General features: G+C 67.0%; 11 protein-coding genes and 2 pseudogenes. 5 read left to right on the forward strand and 8 right to left on the reverse strand.

Annotated features, from left to right (window positions below; genetic code table 11):
* Window positions 1-7: 7 nt before the first annotated feature.
* The 5 genes from ACMGG8_RS17925 to ACMGG8_RS17945 all read right to left on the reverse strand — a co-directional run bounded on the left by ACMGG8_RS17925 (window position 8) and on the right by ACMGG8_RS17945 (window position 5,065).
* A complete protein-coding gene (locus ACMGG8_RS17925; protein WP_414158052.1) occupies window positions 8-274 on the reverse strand; it encodes a hypothetical protein in 267 nt (88 codons plus the stop codon).
* 425 nt (window positions 275-699) lie between these two features.
* Window positions 700-1,821 (reverse strand): class II histone deacetylase, encoded by a 1,122-nt coding sequence (locus tag ACMGG8_RS17930; RefSeq protein WP_414158053.1) that lies wholly within the window; start codon window positions 1,819-1,821, stop codon window positions 700-702.
* A gap of 69 nt (window positions 1,822-1,890) precedes the next feature.
* A complete protein-coding gene (locus tag ACMGG8_RS17935; protein ID WP_060843777.1) occupies window positions 1,891-3,054 on the reverse strand; it encodes an MFS transporter in 1,164 nt (387 codons plus the stop codon).
* A 24-nt stretch (window positions 3,055-3,078) separates the two neighbouring features.
* Window positions 3,079-3,951 (reverse strand): transporter, encoded by an 873-nt coding sequence (locus ACMGG8_RS17940; protein WP_060843776.1) that lies wholly within the window; start codon window positions 3,949-3,951, stop codon window positions 3,079-3,081.
* Between the two features lie 136 nt (window positions 3,952-4,087).
* Entirely contained in the window at window positions 4,088-5,065 is a 978-nt protein-coding gene (locus ACMGG8_RS17945; protein WP_414158054.1) for a helix-turn-helix transcriptional regulator, read from the reverse strand.
* A gap of 214 nt (window positions 5,066-5,279) precedes the next feature.
* On the opposite strand from ACMGG8_RS17945, the gene ACMGG8_RS17950 reads away from it, so the two are divergent.
* Both ACMGG8_RS17950 and ACMGG8_RS17955 read left to right on the forward strand, forming a co-directional pair.
* Window positions 5,280-6,131: a helix-turn-helix transcriptional regulator gene (locus tag ACMGG8_RS17950; protein WP_414158055.1), complete on the forward strand. Its 852-nt coding sequence runs from the start codon at window positions 5,280-5,282 to the stop codon at window positions 6,129-6,131.
* 82 nt (window positions 6,132-6,213) lie between these two features.
* A complete protein-coding gene (locus tag ACMGG8_RS17955) occupies window positions 6,214-6,564 on the forward strand; it encodes a VOC family protein (RefSeq protein ID WP_060839565.1) in 351 nt (116 codons plus the stop codon).
* 17 nt (window positions 6,565-6,581) lie between these two features.
* Here the strand turns inward: ACMGG8_RS17955 and hpaC are convergent, their stop codons facing one another.
* Both hpaC and hpaB read right to left on the reverse strand, forming a co-directional pair.
* Window positions 6,582-7,094 carry a 4-hydroxyphenylacetate 3-monooxygenase, reductase component gene (gene hpaC, locus ACMGG8_RS17960; protein WP_060839564.1) on the reverse strand — a complete coding sequence of 171 codons (513 nt, stop codon included), beginning with the start codon at window positions 7,092-7,094 and terminating at the stop codon, window positions 6,582-6,584.
* Between the two features lie 279 nt (window positions 7,095-7,373).
* Complete coding sequence (gene hpaB / locus ACMGG8_RS17965; protein WP_060843774.1) at window positions 7,374-8,936, reverse strand: 4-hydroxyphenylacetate 3-monooxygenase, oxygenase component; 1,563 nt, start codon at window positions 8,934-8,936, stop codon at window positions 7,374-7,376.
* 368 nt (window positions 8,937-9,304) lie between these two features.
* Between hpaB and ACMGG8_RS17970 the strand changes: the two are divergent.
* The 3 genes and pseudogenes from ACMGG8_RS17970 to ACMGG8_RS17980 all read left to right on the forward strand — a co-directional run.
* Window positions 9,305-10,024 (forward strand): annotated as a pseudogene (locus tag ACMGG8_RS17970) (MCP four helix bundle domain-containing protein); the annotation flags it as partial.
* A gap of 306 nt (window positions 10,025-10,330) precedes the next feature.
* Window positions 10,331-10,930: pseudogene (locus tag ACMGG8_RS17975) on the forward strand (methyl-accepting chemotaxis protein); the annotation flags it as partial.
* 85 nt (window positions 10,931-11,015) lie between these two features.
* Complete coding sequence (locus ACMGG8_RS17980; RefSeq protein WP_060839561.1) at window positions 11,016-12,215, forward strand: pyridoxal phosphate-dependent aminotransferase; 1,200 nt, start codon at window positions 11,016-11,018, stop codon at window positions 12,213-12,215.
* A 687-nt stretch (window positions 12,216-12,902) separates the two neighbouring features.
* On the opposite strand, the gene ACMGG8_RS17985 is transcribed toward ACMGG8_RS17980, so the two are convergent.
* Window positions 12,903-13,898, reverse strand: coding sequence for a 2-hydroxyacid dehydrogenase (locus tag ACMGG8_RS17985; RefSeq protein ID WP_414158056.1), 996 nt, complete (start codon window positions 13,896-13,898; stop codon window positions 12,903-12,905).
* Between the last annotated feature and the right edge of the window lie 7 nt (window positions 13,899-13,905).

Raw genomic sequence — 13,905 nt, forward strand, 5'->3', positions numbered from 1 at the left:
CGCGGCTTCAGTCCGCCGGTTCCGTCGGCGGCGTGCTCCCGCCGGCCCCGTAGCGGGATGGCGCAGCCTGTTCGGAGTCGCGACGCAGTGCGTCCAGGCCGCAGCGCTGCAACAGATCGCCCAGCGGTTCCTTGGCGGCATCGAGCACGGCGGCTTGCCCCGGGCCAGGGGGAGGCTCGCGCCATTGGGCCGCGTGCTGCAACAGGCGGGCGCGGGCCCGCTGCCAGAAGTCGATCTCGTCGAGGTAGTGCTTGGTCTTGCGGTCCATGGACATCTCCTTTGTCTCAGCGGATAGGCAAGCCCCCGATCAGTGGCAAATCCTGGCAACCGGGGAGGGTGGGCAAGCAGACGGACAGGCCCCGGCGCGCGACACACCCGTCCCGAAGGCAAGGGCGCGTTGCTGCGGCACGCAAGGGTTGTTCTTTAGGGGAACGGCGAGGAATCGGACCTGCGGGTCAGGTGGTTGAGGAGAGAATAGAAAACCTTTGGCCTTTGTCGGGGCGAATGTGCCGGATCAGCTTGCGCGGCGGCGGGCAGAGAAGCGCCGGCCGGGCATCGGCCCCGGGGCGCCGCTCAATGGGCTTTGCTGGCGACCCTTGGCCTGGGGCGCAAGGCGGCTGGGAGGGGGGGTAAGGCAGGCGGTGGCTGATGCCCGGCGTCTTGCCGCTGGACATCAGCCCCGGAAGGGAGCGGGGCGGATCAGCGAGTGGCGGCCGCTATGGCCGCGGCCTGGCGGTCCAGCAGCTGGCGCTGAAAGGCCGCGAAGTCCGGTTTGGGCTGCTGCTGGCGCACGAATTCCAGCATCGGGTCCTGGACCGCGGTACGGATGCCCGATAGCGCCTCCAGGGTCGCCAGCCCGCAAAAAGGCACGTAGGCCTCGGAGTAGCCGCCTTCGTGCACCAGCACCAGGCGCCCATGGCACAGGCGCTCGGCGGCGTCGCGCAGGTACTGGGTCATCTCGCGGAACGAATCGCTGTGCAGCAGCATCCGCGCCAGCGGGTCCACGGCGTTGGCGTCGTAGCCGCAGGCGACGATGATCAGCTCGGGTTCGAAGCGCTCCAGGGCCGGCACCACGATCTGCCGCATGGCGTACAGGTAGGCGTCATGGCCGCCACCGGGCAGCAGCGGGACGTTGATGTTGCAGCCCAGGCCGGCGCCGCGTCCGCGCTCGTGTTCACCGCCATAACCCGGTGGAAAGCAGCCATCCTGGTGCAGGGACAGGGTCAGTACGTCGGCCCGTTCCTCGAAGATCGACTGGGTGCCGTTGCCGTGGTGCACGTCCCAGTCGACGACCGCCACCTTGCCCAGGCCGTGGCGGGCTTTGGCGGCTTCGATGGCGATGGCGATGTTGGCCAGAAAGCAGAACCCCATGGCCTGGTCGGCTTTGCAGTGGTGTCCCGGTGGCCGCGACAGGGCATAGGCATTGTCGGCTGCGCCGCTGAGCACGGCGTCGACCGCGGCCAGGGCCAGACCGGCAGACAGCTTGGCGATTTCATAGCTGCCCGGCCCCACCGGTGCTTCATCCCCCAGCTGGCCGCCGCCGGCATCGCTCAGGGCCTTGAAGCGTTGCAGGTAGTCGGCAGGGTGGACCCGCAGCAGGTCCGCCTCGCTGGCAGGTGGGGCGCTGTGCACCTGTAATTGTCGGGTCAGGCCGCAGACGTCCATCAGGCTTTTCAGGCGGCGCTTGGTTTCCGGGGATTCGGCGTGTCCGGCGGCGGACAGCGGTTGCACCCAGCCGCCCACCGGCAGGGTCAGCACATGGGGGCCGCCGCTGTGCCACAGGCAGAGTTCATCGAAGAAGAACGCGGTTTTGCAGGTCATGGTGATGTCCATTTTTCAGGGGAAAGGGGCAGCGCAGCCCGGCTGCCGACCGGGGCGCTTGGCGGGTGGCTAGCGAGGAGGGCGGCAACCGAGCACCAGGGCCAGGGATGCCAGGGTGATCAGTGCGCCGCCCAGCAACAGTCCCTGGAAACCGCCGCTGCTTTCGATCAGGCGCCCGGCCAGGGACGGGCCTATGGCCAGACCGGCGCTGATCACCAGGTTGGAGGCATTCATCAGCCGGCCGCTGCGGTCCATCTCGGCCATGCGCGCCAGGATCAGCGGCAGGATGAAGGTCCAGGTGAACTTGAACACCAGCGCCGCCAGGGCGAAACGCGCTAGCTGCGGCTGGTCCAGAAGCAGCAGCACCGAGCCTGCCATCAGGCCGTAGCCCAGCAGGAGCAGGGCGCTGCGCGGCAGGCGGTCGCCGAACAGGGTGGCGCACAGCGCCCCGACGATGCCCATCAGGGTGGCGATGGCCAGGATGTCGCCGCTGGTCTGGGCCGAGAGGCCGGACTGGCTGCCGATGGCGCCGATGAAAGTCCAGACCCCGCTGAGGCTGATGTAGAAGGTGAGGATGCCGAGAATCCCCAGGCCCGCCTTGAATCGGGAGATCGCCGGTGCCGGCGGTGCGTCGGCGCCTGGGCGCGCCGCCCCCGATGGAAAGCAGCGGACCAGGGGCAGGCACAGGGTCATCAGCAGCGCCAGGATCAGGTAGCAGGCGCCCAGGCCGAAGCGTTGGAAGAGCATGGGCAGCAGGCTCAGGCCGATGGCCCCCAGCACCAGCTGGCCCATTACCCAGAAGCCGTAGGCACGGCTGGGCGTGGGGCTGGCGGCGGCGCTGGCCAGGCAGATGATCATCAGCGAGCCGCCGGCCAGGGCGCTGCACAGGCGCGCCATCAGCAACAGTGAATAGTCGTGGGCCAGCATCGACAGCAGGTTGGCGACGATGAACAGCAGGGCGCTGCACAACGCCGCCCGTCGCCAGTCGATGTGTTTCAGCCACCAGATGGCCGGCAGCGTGGCCAGGCTCATGGCCCCCAGCTCGGCGGAAAACAGGTCGCCGATCCGGGTCGGACTCAGTTGCCATTGGCTGGCCAGTTGCGCGGCAATGGCCGGGGCCGTCAACAGCACCGCGGGGGTGATGGCGGCGAACAGCACGATGGCCGCCAGCAGGCCCAGAGGCGGGTGGCTGAGGTGTGAGGTGACGCTCAAGGTGGGGTTTCGGGTGGTCATGGAAAGGCTCCGCAGGCAAGGGGTTCAGAACACGTGGACCAGGCGCAGCAAGGCATCGGTGCCGGCAAAGCCGTTCTCGGTGGCGACGTTTTGCGAGAGGCTGAACAGCAGCTGGTTCTGCTTGTCCAGCCAGTGCCCGAGCTCGAAGCCGACCTGGGTGTAGCGCTTGTGGGTGTCGTCGATGCGCCGGTCGTTGATCCGCAGTTCGCCGCCGTCGGCGTGGATCAGGCGCAGGGCGCCGTAGGTGGCGGGGGTGAAGTCGTAGGAGGCGAAGGCCTGCAGGCGATAGAGCGGGTCCTGCTTGAGGTCGCTGCCGAAATAGTCGTTGTTGCTGCCATAGAGCTGGGCTTCGAGGTTGGCTTCCAGCACCCATTTTTCCCCCAGGCCCTGGGTGTAGTTGTAGACAAAGGTCGCGCCCCAGCGGTTGGCCCCGGGTGACACGTCCGGGTTGCGCCCGTGGTACTCGCCCAGGGGCAGCGTGACCAGGGTCAGCAGGCCGCTGTAGGTGCGGGTTTGCGGCTGGTTGATGAAGAACAGCGTGCCACCGACCTGGGGATCGCCGAAGCCGCTTTCGCCGCTGCGGCGCTCGGCGCCGGGCAGGCGGGCGCTGATGTCGGCGAAGGGCACGATGAACTGTGGGGTGCACAGGGTGCCGCACAGGTCGCTGAAGAACACCTGGCGGTAGGCCATGGCGTTGATCCGCAGATCGGCCTTGCCGCTGCTGTCGGCCGGGCCGTGGAAATCGCCGGCGCGGGTGGCGGGCAGGTACAGCACGCCGAGGCTGGTGCCCGGGGGGGCGGCGAAGAAGTCGCGGGCGTTGAGGTCCGCGGCGTTGAGCGACAGGCTGGCCAGGGAGCCAGCCAGGGCCAGGGCGATACGGGTCGGAATCCTTGTCATGGGCGGTGCGTCTCTTGTCGGTGTTGTTATTCGGCGAATGGCTCGCCGGCACGCGGCAGTGGGGCAAAAAACAGGCAAAGGCTGCCCGTGGCCGTCAAACACGACGGCGCCAGTCAGTGCGGATCAGCGGTCTGGATCAGTCGGGCGGGGCGTGGAGCAACTGGGCGATGCGTGCCTTGTCCTTGACTCCGAGCTTGCTGTAGATGGCGCGGATGTGATGGCGCACGGTGTTGGGCGACATGCCCAGGTCCCGGGCCACTTCCTTGTAGGTCTTGCCGTCGCCGAAGCATTGGGCGACGGCGTTTTCCCGGGGGCTGAGCTTGGGCAGCAGGGCGCGGCTGCGGGCCGCCAGCAGGTAAAGGTCGCCCACGGCCGAGCAGTCGATCTGCAGGCGCTTGCCCTCGAAGCCGTTGCTGTCCAAAGCCATGGGCAGTTGCGGACCGTTCCACCGCGGCCATTCATTGAGCAGCAGGTCGACAAACCCCCGTTCGGCGCACTGCAGCACGCCGCGCTGGTCGCACACCGCCAGGGCCAGGTTGCGCGGGCGACTGAGCCTTTCGCGCATCGCCACCAGGGTGCGGATCTGATTGGCCGACACCGCCGCCACCAGGTGCAGCATCAGGTTGTTCAGCAGATGGCAGTCGTCCTGGTTGAAGCGCGTCGCTCCCGGGGCGCGGTACAGGGCCAGGTGGTTGTTCAGCTGGGTATGGGGGTCGATGTGCACCACGCACAGCAGTTCGCCGATGTGGTACTGGCGACCCAGCCAGTTGAGGCCGGCGCCGTTGTCCGGGTCGGCCATGTCGACGATCACTGCCCGGCCCGGCACTTCGTGCACCCGGCGCACGGTGACATCGGTGTGGCGGATCGATTGCCAGTCCGGCAGGTAGCTCGGCGGCAGGCGGTGCAGGTAGCAGCTGTGCTCATCCGGCAGGCCGTCCACCAGGGCGGCGCGCCCCCACCAGGCGCTGTCGAAGGGCAAGAGTCTGCCGATGCGCGCCAGGGCATGGGGGTGAAGGCTTTCGATGTCCTTGTTCTGCGCCAGTTGCTGCAAGTCCAGGGTCAGCTCGCTGAAGGCCTGCAACAGGCTGGCCGGAGCGTGATCGGGTCGGTTCATGGGGCTGTACCTCTGTGCGACGTTGTTATTGTTTTCGTCACGGAAGTGGTTGAGGACCGTACGCCTGGGGGACGTGGGCAGGGCCTGGGACGAGTATCGATGGCTGGGGCGGCGGCCGCCATCCTACAGATGCAGGAGGTGGCCCATGGCCCAGTGGCGTTGTTCGCTTATGCTTGGGCGGGTCGATCCGTGATCAGCATTGGGAGTGAGTTCGATGCCCAGGCAGCCCTTGCCCGTCTCGCACTGCGTCAGCGGGTTTGATGCCCTCAGGCTGCGGCCCTGGGGCGCGCGCTTGTACGGCTTCAGCGAGACGCTGCCGGGCACCGTGCGACGGCTTGAGATCGCGCAGCCACAGGTCAAGCTGGTGCTCGGGCTGGCGTCCCCCTACGGGCTCGCCGCCAATGGGCGCGAGCAGCGTTGCCAGGCGTTCGTGGTCAGCCGCCCGGCCGCTCCGCTGATCGTCGAGCAGAGCGGTGTGCATTCATGCATCGAGGTGGAGCTACCGCCCTGGGCCGCGTACCGCCTGTTTCAGGGCGATGGCCAAGTGCTCGCCAGCCCTTGGCTGGATTTGCCGGAACTGTGGGGCCCGTCGGTCGGCTTGTTGGTCGAGGCCCTGGAAGAAACCCCTTGCTGGACGAGTCGATTGCAGCGAGTCGAAACCTTTCTTGTCGAGCGTTTGCGCAACTCGCACCGCGAGGTGCCCGAGAGGCTGCGCCGGGCCTGGGAGCAACTGCAGCGAAGCGCTGGCGGCACCTCGATCCGTGATCTGAGCCAGCAGGCCGGCTGCAGCGGCCGGCACTTCGCCAGTCGCTTCAAGGCCCATCTGGGACAAGGGCCCAAGGCCTGCGCCCGGCACCTTCGTTTTGCCCGCGCCCAGCAGTTGCTGGAAGTGCGCCCGGTGCTGGAGCTGGTGCAGGTGGCGGTGCTGTGCGGCTACAGCGACCAGAGCCACTTCACCCGGGAGTTCCAGGCCTTCGCCGGCTGTTCCCCGGGCGCCTATGCCCGGGGCGGCTGGGCCGATATTCCCGGCAAACCGGCATCCTTGCTCGAAGGCCGGGAGAGTTGAGTGGCCTGGTCAGTTTTGTTCAAGACTCACGAAGCCGTTGCGGCGGACAGTGACGGCTCTGTCTCTTGAACGTGGAGGATGTATGTCCGGTAGCCTTTCTCATGTGGAAATAGGTGTGGTCGATGGCCCGCAGTCACGGGTGTTTTTCCAGGGGCTGTTCGGCTGGTCGCCGCAACCGATGGGAGCCACGCAGGACGCCTGGTTGCAGGCGCCCTCGGTGCGGGTCGGGGTGCACGGCGACGATCCGCAGTCGCGCATGGTCCTGTACTTCCGGGTCAGCGACATGACGGATAGCGTTGCCCGGGTTCTGGCCCTGGGGGGCCGCGCGGGGGACATCAGCCCCCCTGAGCCGGGCTTCGGGCGGTTCTGCCTGTGTCACGACCCCCAAGGTGTGTGCTTCGGCCTGCACCAGCCGGATTGCCCTGGGTCCTAGCCGCTGCAGCGGGGCGATCAGGCGGCCGGGCAGGGGTGCTGCAGGCGGTGGAAGCAGCGGCTGAAGTACACCAGCGAATCGCCCTGTTCGCGCACGCTGATTTCATCCAGCTCCACCAGCATCACCGAATGGGTGCCGATTTCCTGGACCTCGGTGATGCGCCCCTGGAGGCTGGCCAGGGCGCCATCCAGCACCGGCAGGGCCTGCAGGCCGTCGCGCCAGGGATGCAGGCCAAAGCGCTGGTCCATGGCCACCCCGGTCATGCCGGCAAAATGCCGGGCCACGTCTTCGTGTTCGCCGCTAAGGACGTTGACGCACAGCTGGCCGTTGCCCTTGAACACCGGGTTCAGGGCACTGGTGCGGTTGACGCAGACCATCAGGGTCGGCGGGCTGTCGGTAACCGAACAGACCGCGGTGGCGGTGATGCCGCAGCGGCCGGCGGGGCCGTTGCTGGTGATGACGTTGACCGCTGCGGTCATGTGCGCCATGGCGTTGCGAAAGGCGAGTTGCTTGGGATCGAGTACAGACATGACGAATTCCTCGTGGGCGCAGGGCGGCCGGACGTCTGGCTGCCAACGCGGGGCTGACGGCGGGCTCAAGCTGTAGGAGCCGGCTTGCCGGCGAAGCGGGCCTGGGGCTTGTGGTGCTCTGGCGGGCGTCTTCGCTGGCGAGCCAGCTCCTACGACAACAGGTGGACATTGGCCTTTTCGGTAGGAGCCGGCTCGCCGGCGAAGAGGGCGCTGAGCCTTGTGGTGCTCTGGCGGGCGCTTTCGCCGGCAAGCCAGTTCCTACACACGCCGGCCTCGCGGCTATTGGCGGATGCGGTCGAGCATGTTGATGTCGTCGGGGTTGCTCAGGTGCGGCACGGTCCAGCCGTCGAGGTCGTAGTCCCCCAGGCACTTGTCCACCAGGTCGGTCATGGCCTTCATCGAACCGCTGGCCTGGGCGTGGCGCAGGCACTGCATGCGGATCTCGTCCTGGCTGCCGGCGTAGTTGATCTCGTACAGCTCGTGGCGCCCGCCGAACTCGGTGCCGATGGCGTCCCAGAGCAGTTTGAGGATCTTGATCCGCTCTTCGTGGCCCATGCCGCCGGAACCCCGGCAGTAGGTGCCGAGGTACTGGTTGAGCAGCGGGTCCTTGAGGTCGCGGGAGCCGGAGGGCAGGTAGATCAGGCCGCTGGCCACCACCTGCTCGATGATCTTCTTGATGTCGGTGTAGGCCTGGGGCGCCAGTACCCGGTAGGCCTGCAGGGCCTGGGTGCTGGGCAGGTAGACGCCGTTCATCCATTCGCTGGCGTTGCCGTGCATGGCGTCGGTCAGCGACCAGAACAGGTTGCGCCAGGCCACCACTTCGCCCACTTGCGCCTGGACCCCGCGAAACTCCAGGGAGCCGGTGCATTGCAGGGCCTTGACCAGCAGCCCGGTGATGAAGTCCAGCTTGACCGCCAGCCGGGTGCAGCCCTGCATGGGGAACAGCCGACCGAAACCGCCTTGCGGGAACCACTGGCGGCAGCGCTCGAAGTCGCGGTAGATCAGCACGTTTTCCCAGGGGATGAACACCTTGTCCATGATCAGGATCGCGTCGTTCTCGTCGAAGCGGCTGGACAGCGGGTAATCGAAGGGCGAACCGGTCATGCCGGCCTGCAGTTCGTAGGACGGGCGGCAGATCAGCTTCATGCCGCGGGTGTTCATCGGGGCGATGAACATCAGGGCGAAGTCGGTGTTGTCCCCCAGCAGCTGGGCCGAGCCCTGGCCGACGAAGTTGTAGTGGGTCAGGGCCGAGTTGGTGGCCACCACCTTGGCGCCGCTGACGATGATCCCGCCGTCGACTTCCTCGTCCACCGAGATGAACACGTCCTTGACCTGATCCACCGGTTTGTCGCGGTCGATGGGCGGGTTGACGATGGCGTGGTTGAGGTAGAGGCAGGCTTCCTGGATGCGCTTGTACCAGGTGCGGGCGTTGTCCGCGAAGCGCCCGTAGAACTCCGGGTTGGCCCCCAGGGCGCTGCCGAAGGCGGCCTTGTAGTCGGGGCTGCGGCCCATCCAGCCGTAGGTCAGGCGCGACCAGTCGGCGATGGCGTCGCGCTGCTGGCGCAGTTCGTCGGGGCTTTTCGCCGAGCGGAAAAATTTATGGGTGTAGCCGCCGTTGCCGGTGTCGGTGTCCCAGCACAGTTGCTCCCGGGTGGCCGGGTCGTGCAGGGCGTCGTACAGGCGGGCCATGGAGGCCGCCGAATTGCGGAAGGCCGGGTGGGTGGTGACGTCCTTGACCCGGTCGCCATAGATGTAGATTTCACGGTCGTCGCGCAGGCTGGCCAGGTATTCGGCACCGGTCAGCGGGCGGTCGGTTGCGGCACGAAAGTCTTCAGGTTTCATATCCAGTCTCTGCGTTGTTTTTATGGACTGGGCCCATGATGGGCAGGCGCCGGCGCTGAAAAAATGGCTTTTCCGGCGAATGACTTGCACTTTCCATGGCGCCGGGGGCGGCAGGTGGCCGGCGCCGGATACTGGCATTTTGCCGCTTTATCGATTCACTTCGAATCGCGTTGTATCAGGCCTGAAACACTTGTCATATTCAGAAATATTTTTGCGAATCAGCCATATAAAAGCTCAAGTTCGGCCGATATCTCCTATAGGCCCACGAGCCTTGGTTCCGTGGTGTCCCTCGTCGGTGCAGCCCCTGATGCGCCTGACGGTCAATGGCATGGATGCCCGCCGCCCCGTTCTCCTTCGAGAGTCGCCCTATGTCTCTGCGTAACCTGAATATCGCCCCTCGTGCTTTTCTCGGTTTTGCCTTCATTGCCCTGCTGGTCGTGGTGCTGGGGGTGTTTGCAGTCAATCGCATGTCGATCATCCGCGAAGCGTCGATCGACATGGAAAGCAACCAGCTGCCCAGCGTCGGCTTTCTCGGCAACCTCACGGAGAACGTGCTGCGCCTGCGGATTCTCTCGTTCCGGGTGCTGGTCAACCGCGACCCGGCGGGGCTGGCCGAAGCCCAGACGCGCATCGGTGTGCTGGTGGACAAGGTCCGGCAGGCCCAGTCCGGTTATGCGGCGCTGCCCATGGTTGGGGAGGAGGCGGACCTCTACAAGGCCTTCGCCCTGACCCTGGAGAACTACCTGCAGGCGCAGAAGGAAATGATCGAACTGTCGCGCCAGGACAAGCTGGATGAGCTGCGCAACCTGATCAACACCCGGATCAAGGACGGCACCGACCAGATGGGCGAGCAGTTGAACAAGCTCATCGCAATCAACGCCGCCGGAGCCAGGAGCGCCTCCCAGGCCGCCGGCGAGCACTACAGCGGGGCCATTACCGGGATCGTCATCGTCGCGGTGATCGCCGCCGTGCTGACCATCGTCCTGGCGCTGTTGCTGACCCGCAGCATCGTCACCCCCCTGAACAAGGCGCTGAACGCCGCCGAGGTCATTGCCGGTGGCAACCTGCGTCAGGTCATCGAGGTCGACGGCAAGGACGAACCGGCGCGACTGCTGCGCGCCTTGTCCGAGATGCAGGCCAGCCTGCGCCGGACCATCGAACAGATCGCCGGTTCGGCAACCCAGCTGGCCTCGGCCTCGGAAGAACTCAGCGCGGTTACCGAAGAAGCCTCCCGCGGGGTGCAGCAGCAGAACACCGAGATCGAACAAGCGGCCACCGCGGTCAACGAAATGACCGCGGCGGTGGAGGAGGTGGCGCGCAACGCGGTGTCCACTTCCGAGGCCTCCCAGCAATCGACCCAGGCTGCCCGCGATGGCCGCGACCGGGTGGTGCAGACCGTCGAGGCGATCCAGACCATGGCCCAGGACGTGCAGAGCACTTCGCTGATGATCGAAGGGCTGGCGGCCCAGGGACGGGACATCGGCAAGGTGCTGGACGTGATCCGCGCCATCGCCGAGCAGACCAACCTGCTGGCGCTCAACGCCGCCATCGAGGCGGCCCGGGCCGGCGAGGCCGGGCGCGGCTTTGCCGTGGTGGCCGACGAGGTGCGGGCCCTGGCCCATCGCACCGCCCAGTCGACCCAGGAAATCGAGAAGATGGTGGCCGGCATCCAGAACGGCACCGGCGAAGCCGTGGAGTCCATGCAGCAGAGCAACCAGCGCACCCAGAGCACCCTGCAACTGGCCCGTGCCGCCGGCGAGTCTCTGGAGCAGATCGCCCAGTCCATCCATCAGATCAACGAGCGCAACCTGGTGATCGCCAGCGCCTCGGAAGAGCAGGCCCAGGTGTCCCGTGAAGTGGACCGCAATCTGGTCAACATCCGTGACCTGGCCACCCAGTCGGCGGCCGGCGCCGACCAGACCAGCGCCGCCAGCCACGAGCTGTCGCGCCTGGCGGTGGACCTCAACACCATGGTCGGGCGTTTCGTGATCTAGGGGCACGAACGGTGGGTCCGGGCGCTCGACGAGCGGCCCGGCAGCACCTAGGGTTTTGCCTGAGGCATCTTTCATGGAGAAAACGATGCGCTACTCAGCCCTGACCCAACGGATCGCCGGTGAAGGTTCCGCGGCCTGGAACATCCATTACCGGGCCCTGGCTTTGCGCGAGCAGGGCAGGGACGTGTTGCTGCTGACCATCGGCGACCCGGACTTCGACACCCCCAGGCCCGTGGTCCAGGCGGCGATCGACAGCCTGCTGGCCGGGGACACTCACTATTCGGACGTGCGCGGCAATCTGGCGCTGCGCAGCTGCATTGCCCGGCATCACCATCGGCGCAGCGGGCAGATCGTCGACGCCGAACACGTGGTGGTGCTGCCCGGGGCGCAATGCGCGGTGTTCTCCGTGGCCCAGTGCTTGCTCAATCCCGGGGACGAGGTGCTGGTGGCCGAGCCCATGTACGTCACCTACGAAGGCGTGTTCGGTGCCTGCGCAGCCCGCATCGTGCCGGTGCCGGTGCGCGCCGAGCAGGGGTTTCGCGTCGATCCGCGGGAAGTGGCGGCGCGGATCACCCCGCGTACCCGGGCCATGCTGCTCAACAGTCCCAACAACCCCTCGGGCGCCAGCCTGTCCCTGGACGACTGGCAAGCCCTGGCGCGGCTGTGCCTTGCCCACGATCTGTGGCTGATTTCCGATGAGGTCTATTGTGACCTGCTGTACGAGGGCCGGCACTTCAGTCCGGGCAGCCTGCCGCGCATGGGCGAGCGCACCGCCACCATCAACAGCCTGTCCAAGTCCCACGCCATGAGCGGTTGGCGGGTGGGCTGGGTGATTGCTCCGCCGACCCTGGCCGGGCACCTGAGCAACCTGTCCCTGTGCATGCTCTATGGCCTGCCGGATTTTGTGCAGAACGCCGCGGTGGTGGCCCTGGACCGCGACCTGCCGGAGGTGGCGCAGATGCGCGAAGAGTACCGGCGGCGCCGGGACCTGGTGTGTTCGCTGCTGAGCCAGTGCCCGGGCCTGGCGCCGATCCGCCCGGACGGCGGCATGTTCGTCATGGTGGACGTGCGCAGCACCGGGCTGGACGCCCAATCCTTCGCCGACTGCCTGCTGGAGGGCCATGGCGTCTCGGTGCTGGCCGGCGAAGCCTTCGGCCCCAGCGCCGCGGGGCACATCCGCATCGGCCTGGTGCTGGACTGCGAGCGCCTGGCCGAAGCCTGCCGGCGCATTGCCCGCTGCACCGGCGAACTCCTCGAACGCCGTCCCCCCACCCGCCACCCCTAGGCGCCAGACGTACCGCGTCGCCTCTTGCAGGAGCCGGCTTGCCGGCGAAGCGGCCATCAGGTCTTGCATCGCCCTGGCGAGCGCCTTCGCTGGCAAGCCAGCTCCTGCGGTCGCCCTGGCACTGCACGATATTTTCGTAGGAGCCGGCTTGCCGGCGAAGCGGCCATCAGCTCTTGCATCGCCCTGGTGAGCGCCTTCGCTGGCAAGCCAGCTCCTACGGCCGCCCTGGCACTGCACGATATTTTCGTAGGAGCCGGCTTGCCGGCGAAGCGGCCATCAGGTCTTGCATCGCCCTGGCGAGCGCCTTCGCTGGCAAGCCAGCTCCTACGGCCGCCCTGGCACTGCACGATATTTTCGTAGGAGCCGGCTTGCCGGCGAAGCGGCCATCAGGTCTTGCATTGCCCTGGTGAGCGCCTTCGCTGGCAAGCCAGCTCCTACGGCCGCCCTGGCACTGCACGATATTTTCGTAGGAGCCTGCTTGCCGGCGAAGCGGCCACCAGGTCTTGCATTGCCCTGGTGAGCGCCTTCGCGGCAAGCCAGCTCCTACGGTCGCCCTGGCACTGCACGATATTTTCGTAGGAGCCGGCTTGCCGGCGAAGCGGCCATCAGGTCTTGCATCGCCCAGGCGAGCGCCTTCGCTGGCAAGCCAGCTCCTACGGTCGCGAGGGGCGTGGTGGGGGCAATTCCTTAACCGGTCTGTCGTGTCCCGAGGCTCCACGCGGCGCTATTGACCAGGTTGGGCGGGCGCTGGCCGGACAGGGCCGCCAGCAGGTTGTCCACGGCGCAGCGGGCCATGGCTTCGCGGGTTTCGTGGGTGGCCGAGCCCATGTGCGGGGTGGCCACCACGTTGGGCAGTTGCAGCAGCGGTGAGTCCGGGTCCAGCGGTTCGCGCTCGAACACGTCCAGCCCGGCGCCGCGGATCCGCCGGGCCTGCAAGGCTTCGATCAGCGCCGCTTCGTCCACCACCTTGCCTCGGGAAATATTGATGAAGATGCTCTCCGGGCGCATCAGCGCCAGTTCGCGGCGGCCGATCAGCCCCTGGGTCTTCTCGGTCAAGGGCAGGGTCAGGCAGATGAAGTCGGCCTCTTGCAGCAGTTGCTCCAGGCTCCGGTAGCGGGCATTGAAGCGTTGTTCCACCGCCGGCTTGGGGCGGTTGCTGTGGTAGATCAGCGGCATGCCGAAGCCGAAATGCCCGCGCTGGGCCAACGCCTCGCCAATGCGGCCCATGCCGATGATGCCCAGGGTCTTGCCGTGCACGTCGCTGCCGAAATGCAGCGGACCGATGTTGCGCTGCCATTGCCCGGCGCGCACCAGGTTGGCCAGTTCCACCACCCGCCGGGCGGTGGCCAGGATCAGCGCGAAGCCGGTGTCGGCGGTGGTTTCGGTGAGCACGTCCGGGGTGTTGCTGAGCAGGATCCCGCGTTGGGTCAGGTAGTCGATGTCGTAGTTGTCGACCCCCACCGAGACGCTGGCCACCGCCTGCAGGCGCGGTGCCAGGTCCAGCAGTTCGGCGTCCAGGCGCAGGCTGGCGCCCAGAAGTCCGTCGGCGCTGGGCAGGGCCTGGCGCAGGGCCTTGAGGCCGTTGGGGCTCAGGTCCTCGATCAGGGTGACCTCGGTCTGTTCCCGCAGGCGCGCCATCAGCGACGGCGAGAGTTTCTTGTACAGCACCAGGTGTTTTTTCATGACGGTT

It is taken from the genome of Pseudomonas sp. BNK-45 (genome assembly GCF_047456255.1).
GTDB lineage: Bacteria > Pseudomonadota > Gammaproteobacteria > Pseudomonadales > Pseudomonadaceae > Aquipseudomonas.

Excerpts from the sequence above, each read along its gene's own strand:
- ACMGG8_RS17945 (WP_414158054.1), bottom strand. The coding sequence starts at position 5,065 with ATGAACCGACCCGATCACGCTCCGGCCAGCCTGTTGCAGGCCTTCAGC.
- ACMGG8_RS17930 (WP_414158053.1), bottom strand. The coding sequence starts at position 1,821 with ATGACCTGCAAAACCGCGTTCTTCTTCGATGAACTCTGCCTGTGGCAC.
- ACMGG8_RS17925 (WP_414158052.1), bottom strand. The coding sequence starts at position 274 with ATGTCCATGGACCGCAAGACCAAGCACTACCTCGACGAGATCGACTTC.
- ACMGG8_RS17980 (WP_060839561.1), top strand. The coding sequence starts at position 11,016 with ATGCGCTACTCAGCCCTGACCCAACGGATCGCCGGTGAAGGTTCCGCG.
- ACMGG8_RS17955 (WP_060839565.1), top strand. The coding sequence starts at position 6,214 with ATGTCCGGTAGCCTTTCTCATGTGGAAATAGGTGTGGTCGATGGCCCG.
- hpaC (WP_060839564.1), bottom strand. The coding sequence starts at position 7,094 with ATGTCTGTACTCGATCCCAAGCAACTCGCCTTTCGCAACGCCATGGCG.
- ACMGG8_RS17950 (WP_414158055.1), top strand. The coding sequence starts at position 5,280 with ATGCCCAGGCAGCCCTTGCCCGTCTCGCACTGCGTCAGCGGGTTTGAT.
- ACMGG8_RS17985 (WP_414158056.1), bottom strand. The coding sequence starts at position 13,898 with ATGAAAAAACACCTGGTGCTGTACAAGAAACTCTCGCCGTCGCTGATG.
- ACMGG8_RS17935 (WP_060843777.1), bottom strand. The coding sequence starts at position 3,054 with ATGACCACCCGAAACCCCACCTTGAGCGTCACCTCACACCTCAGCCAC.
- ACMGG8_RS17940 (WP_060843776.1), bottom strand. The coding sequence starts at position 3,951 with ATGACAAGGATTCCGACCCGTATCGCCCTGGCCCTGGCTGGCTCCCTG.
- hpaB (WP_060843774.1), bottom strand. The coding sequence starts at position 8,936 with ATGAAACCTGAAGACTTTCGTGCCGCAACCGACCGCCCGCTGACCGGT.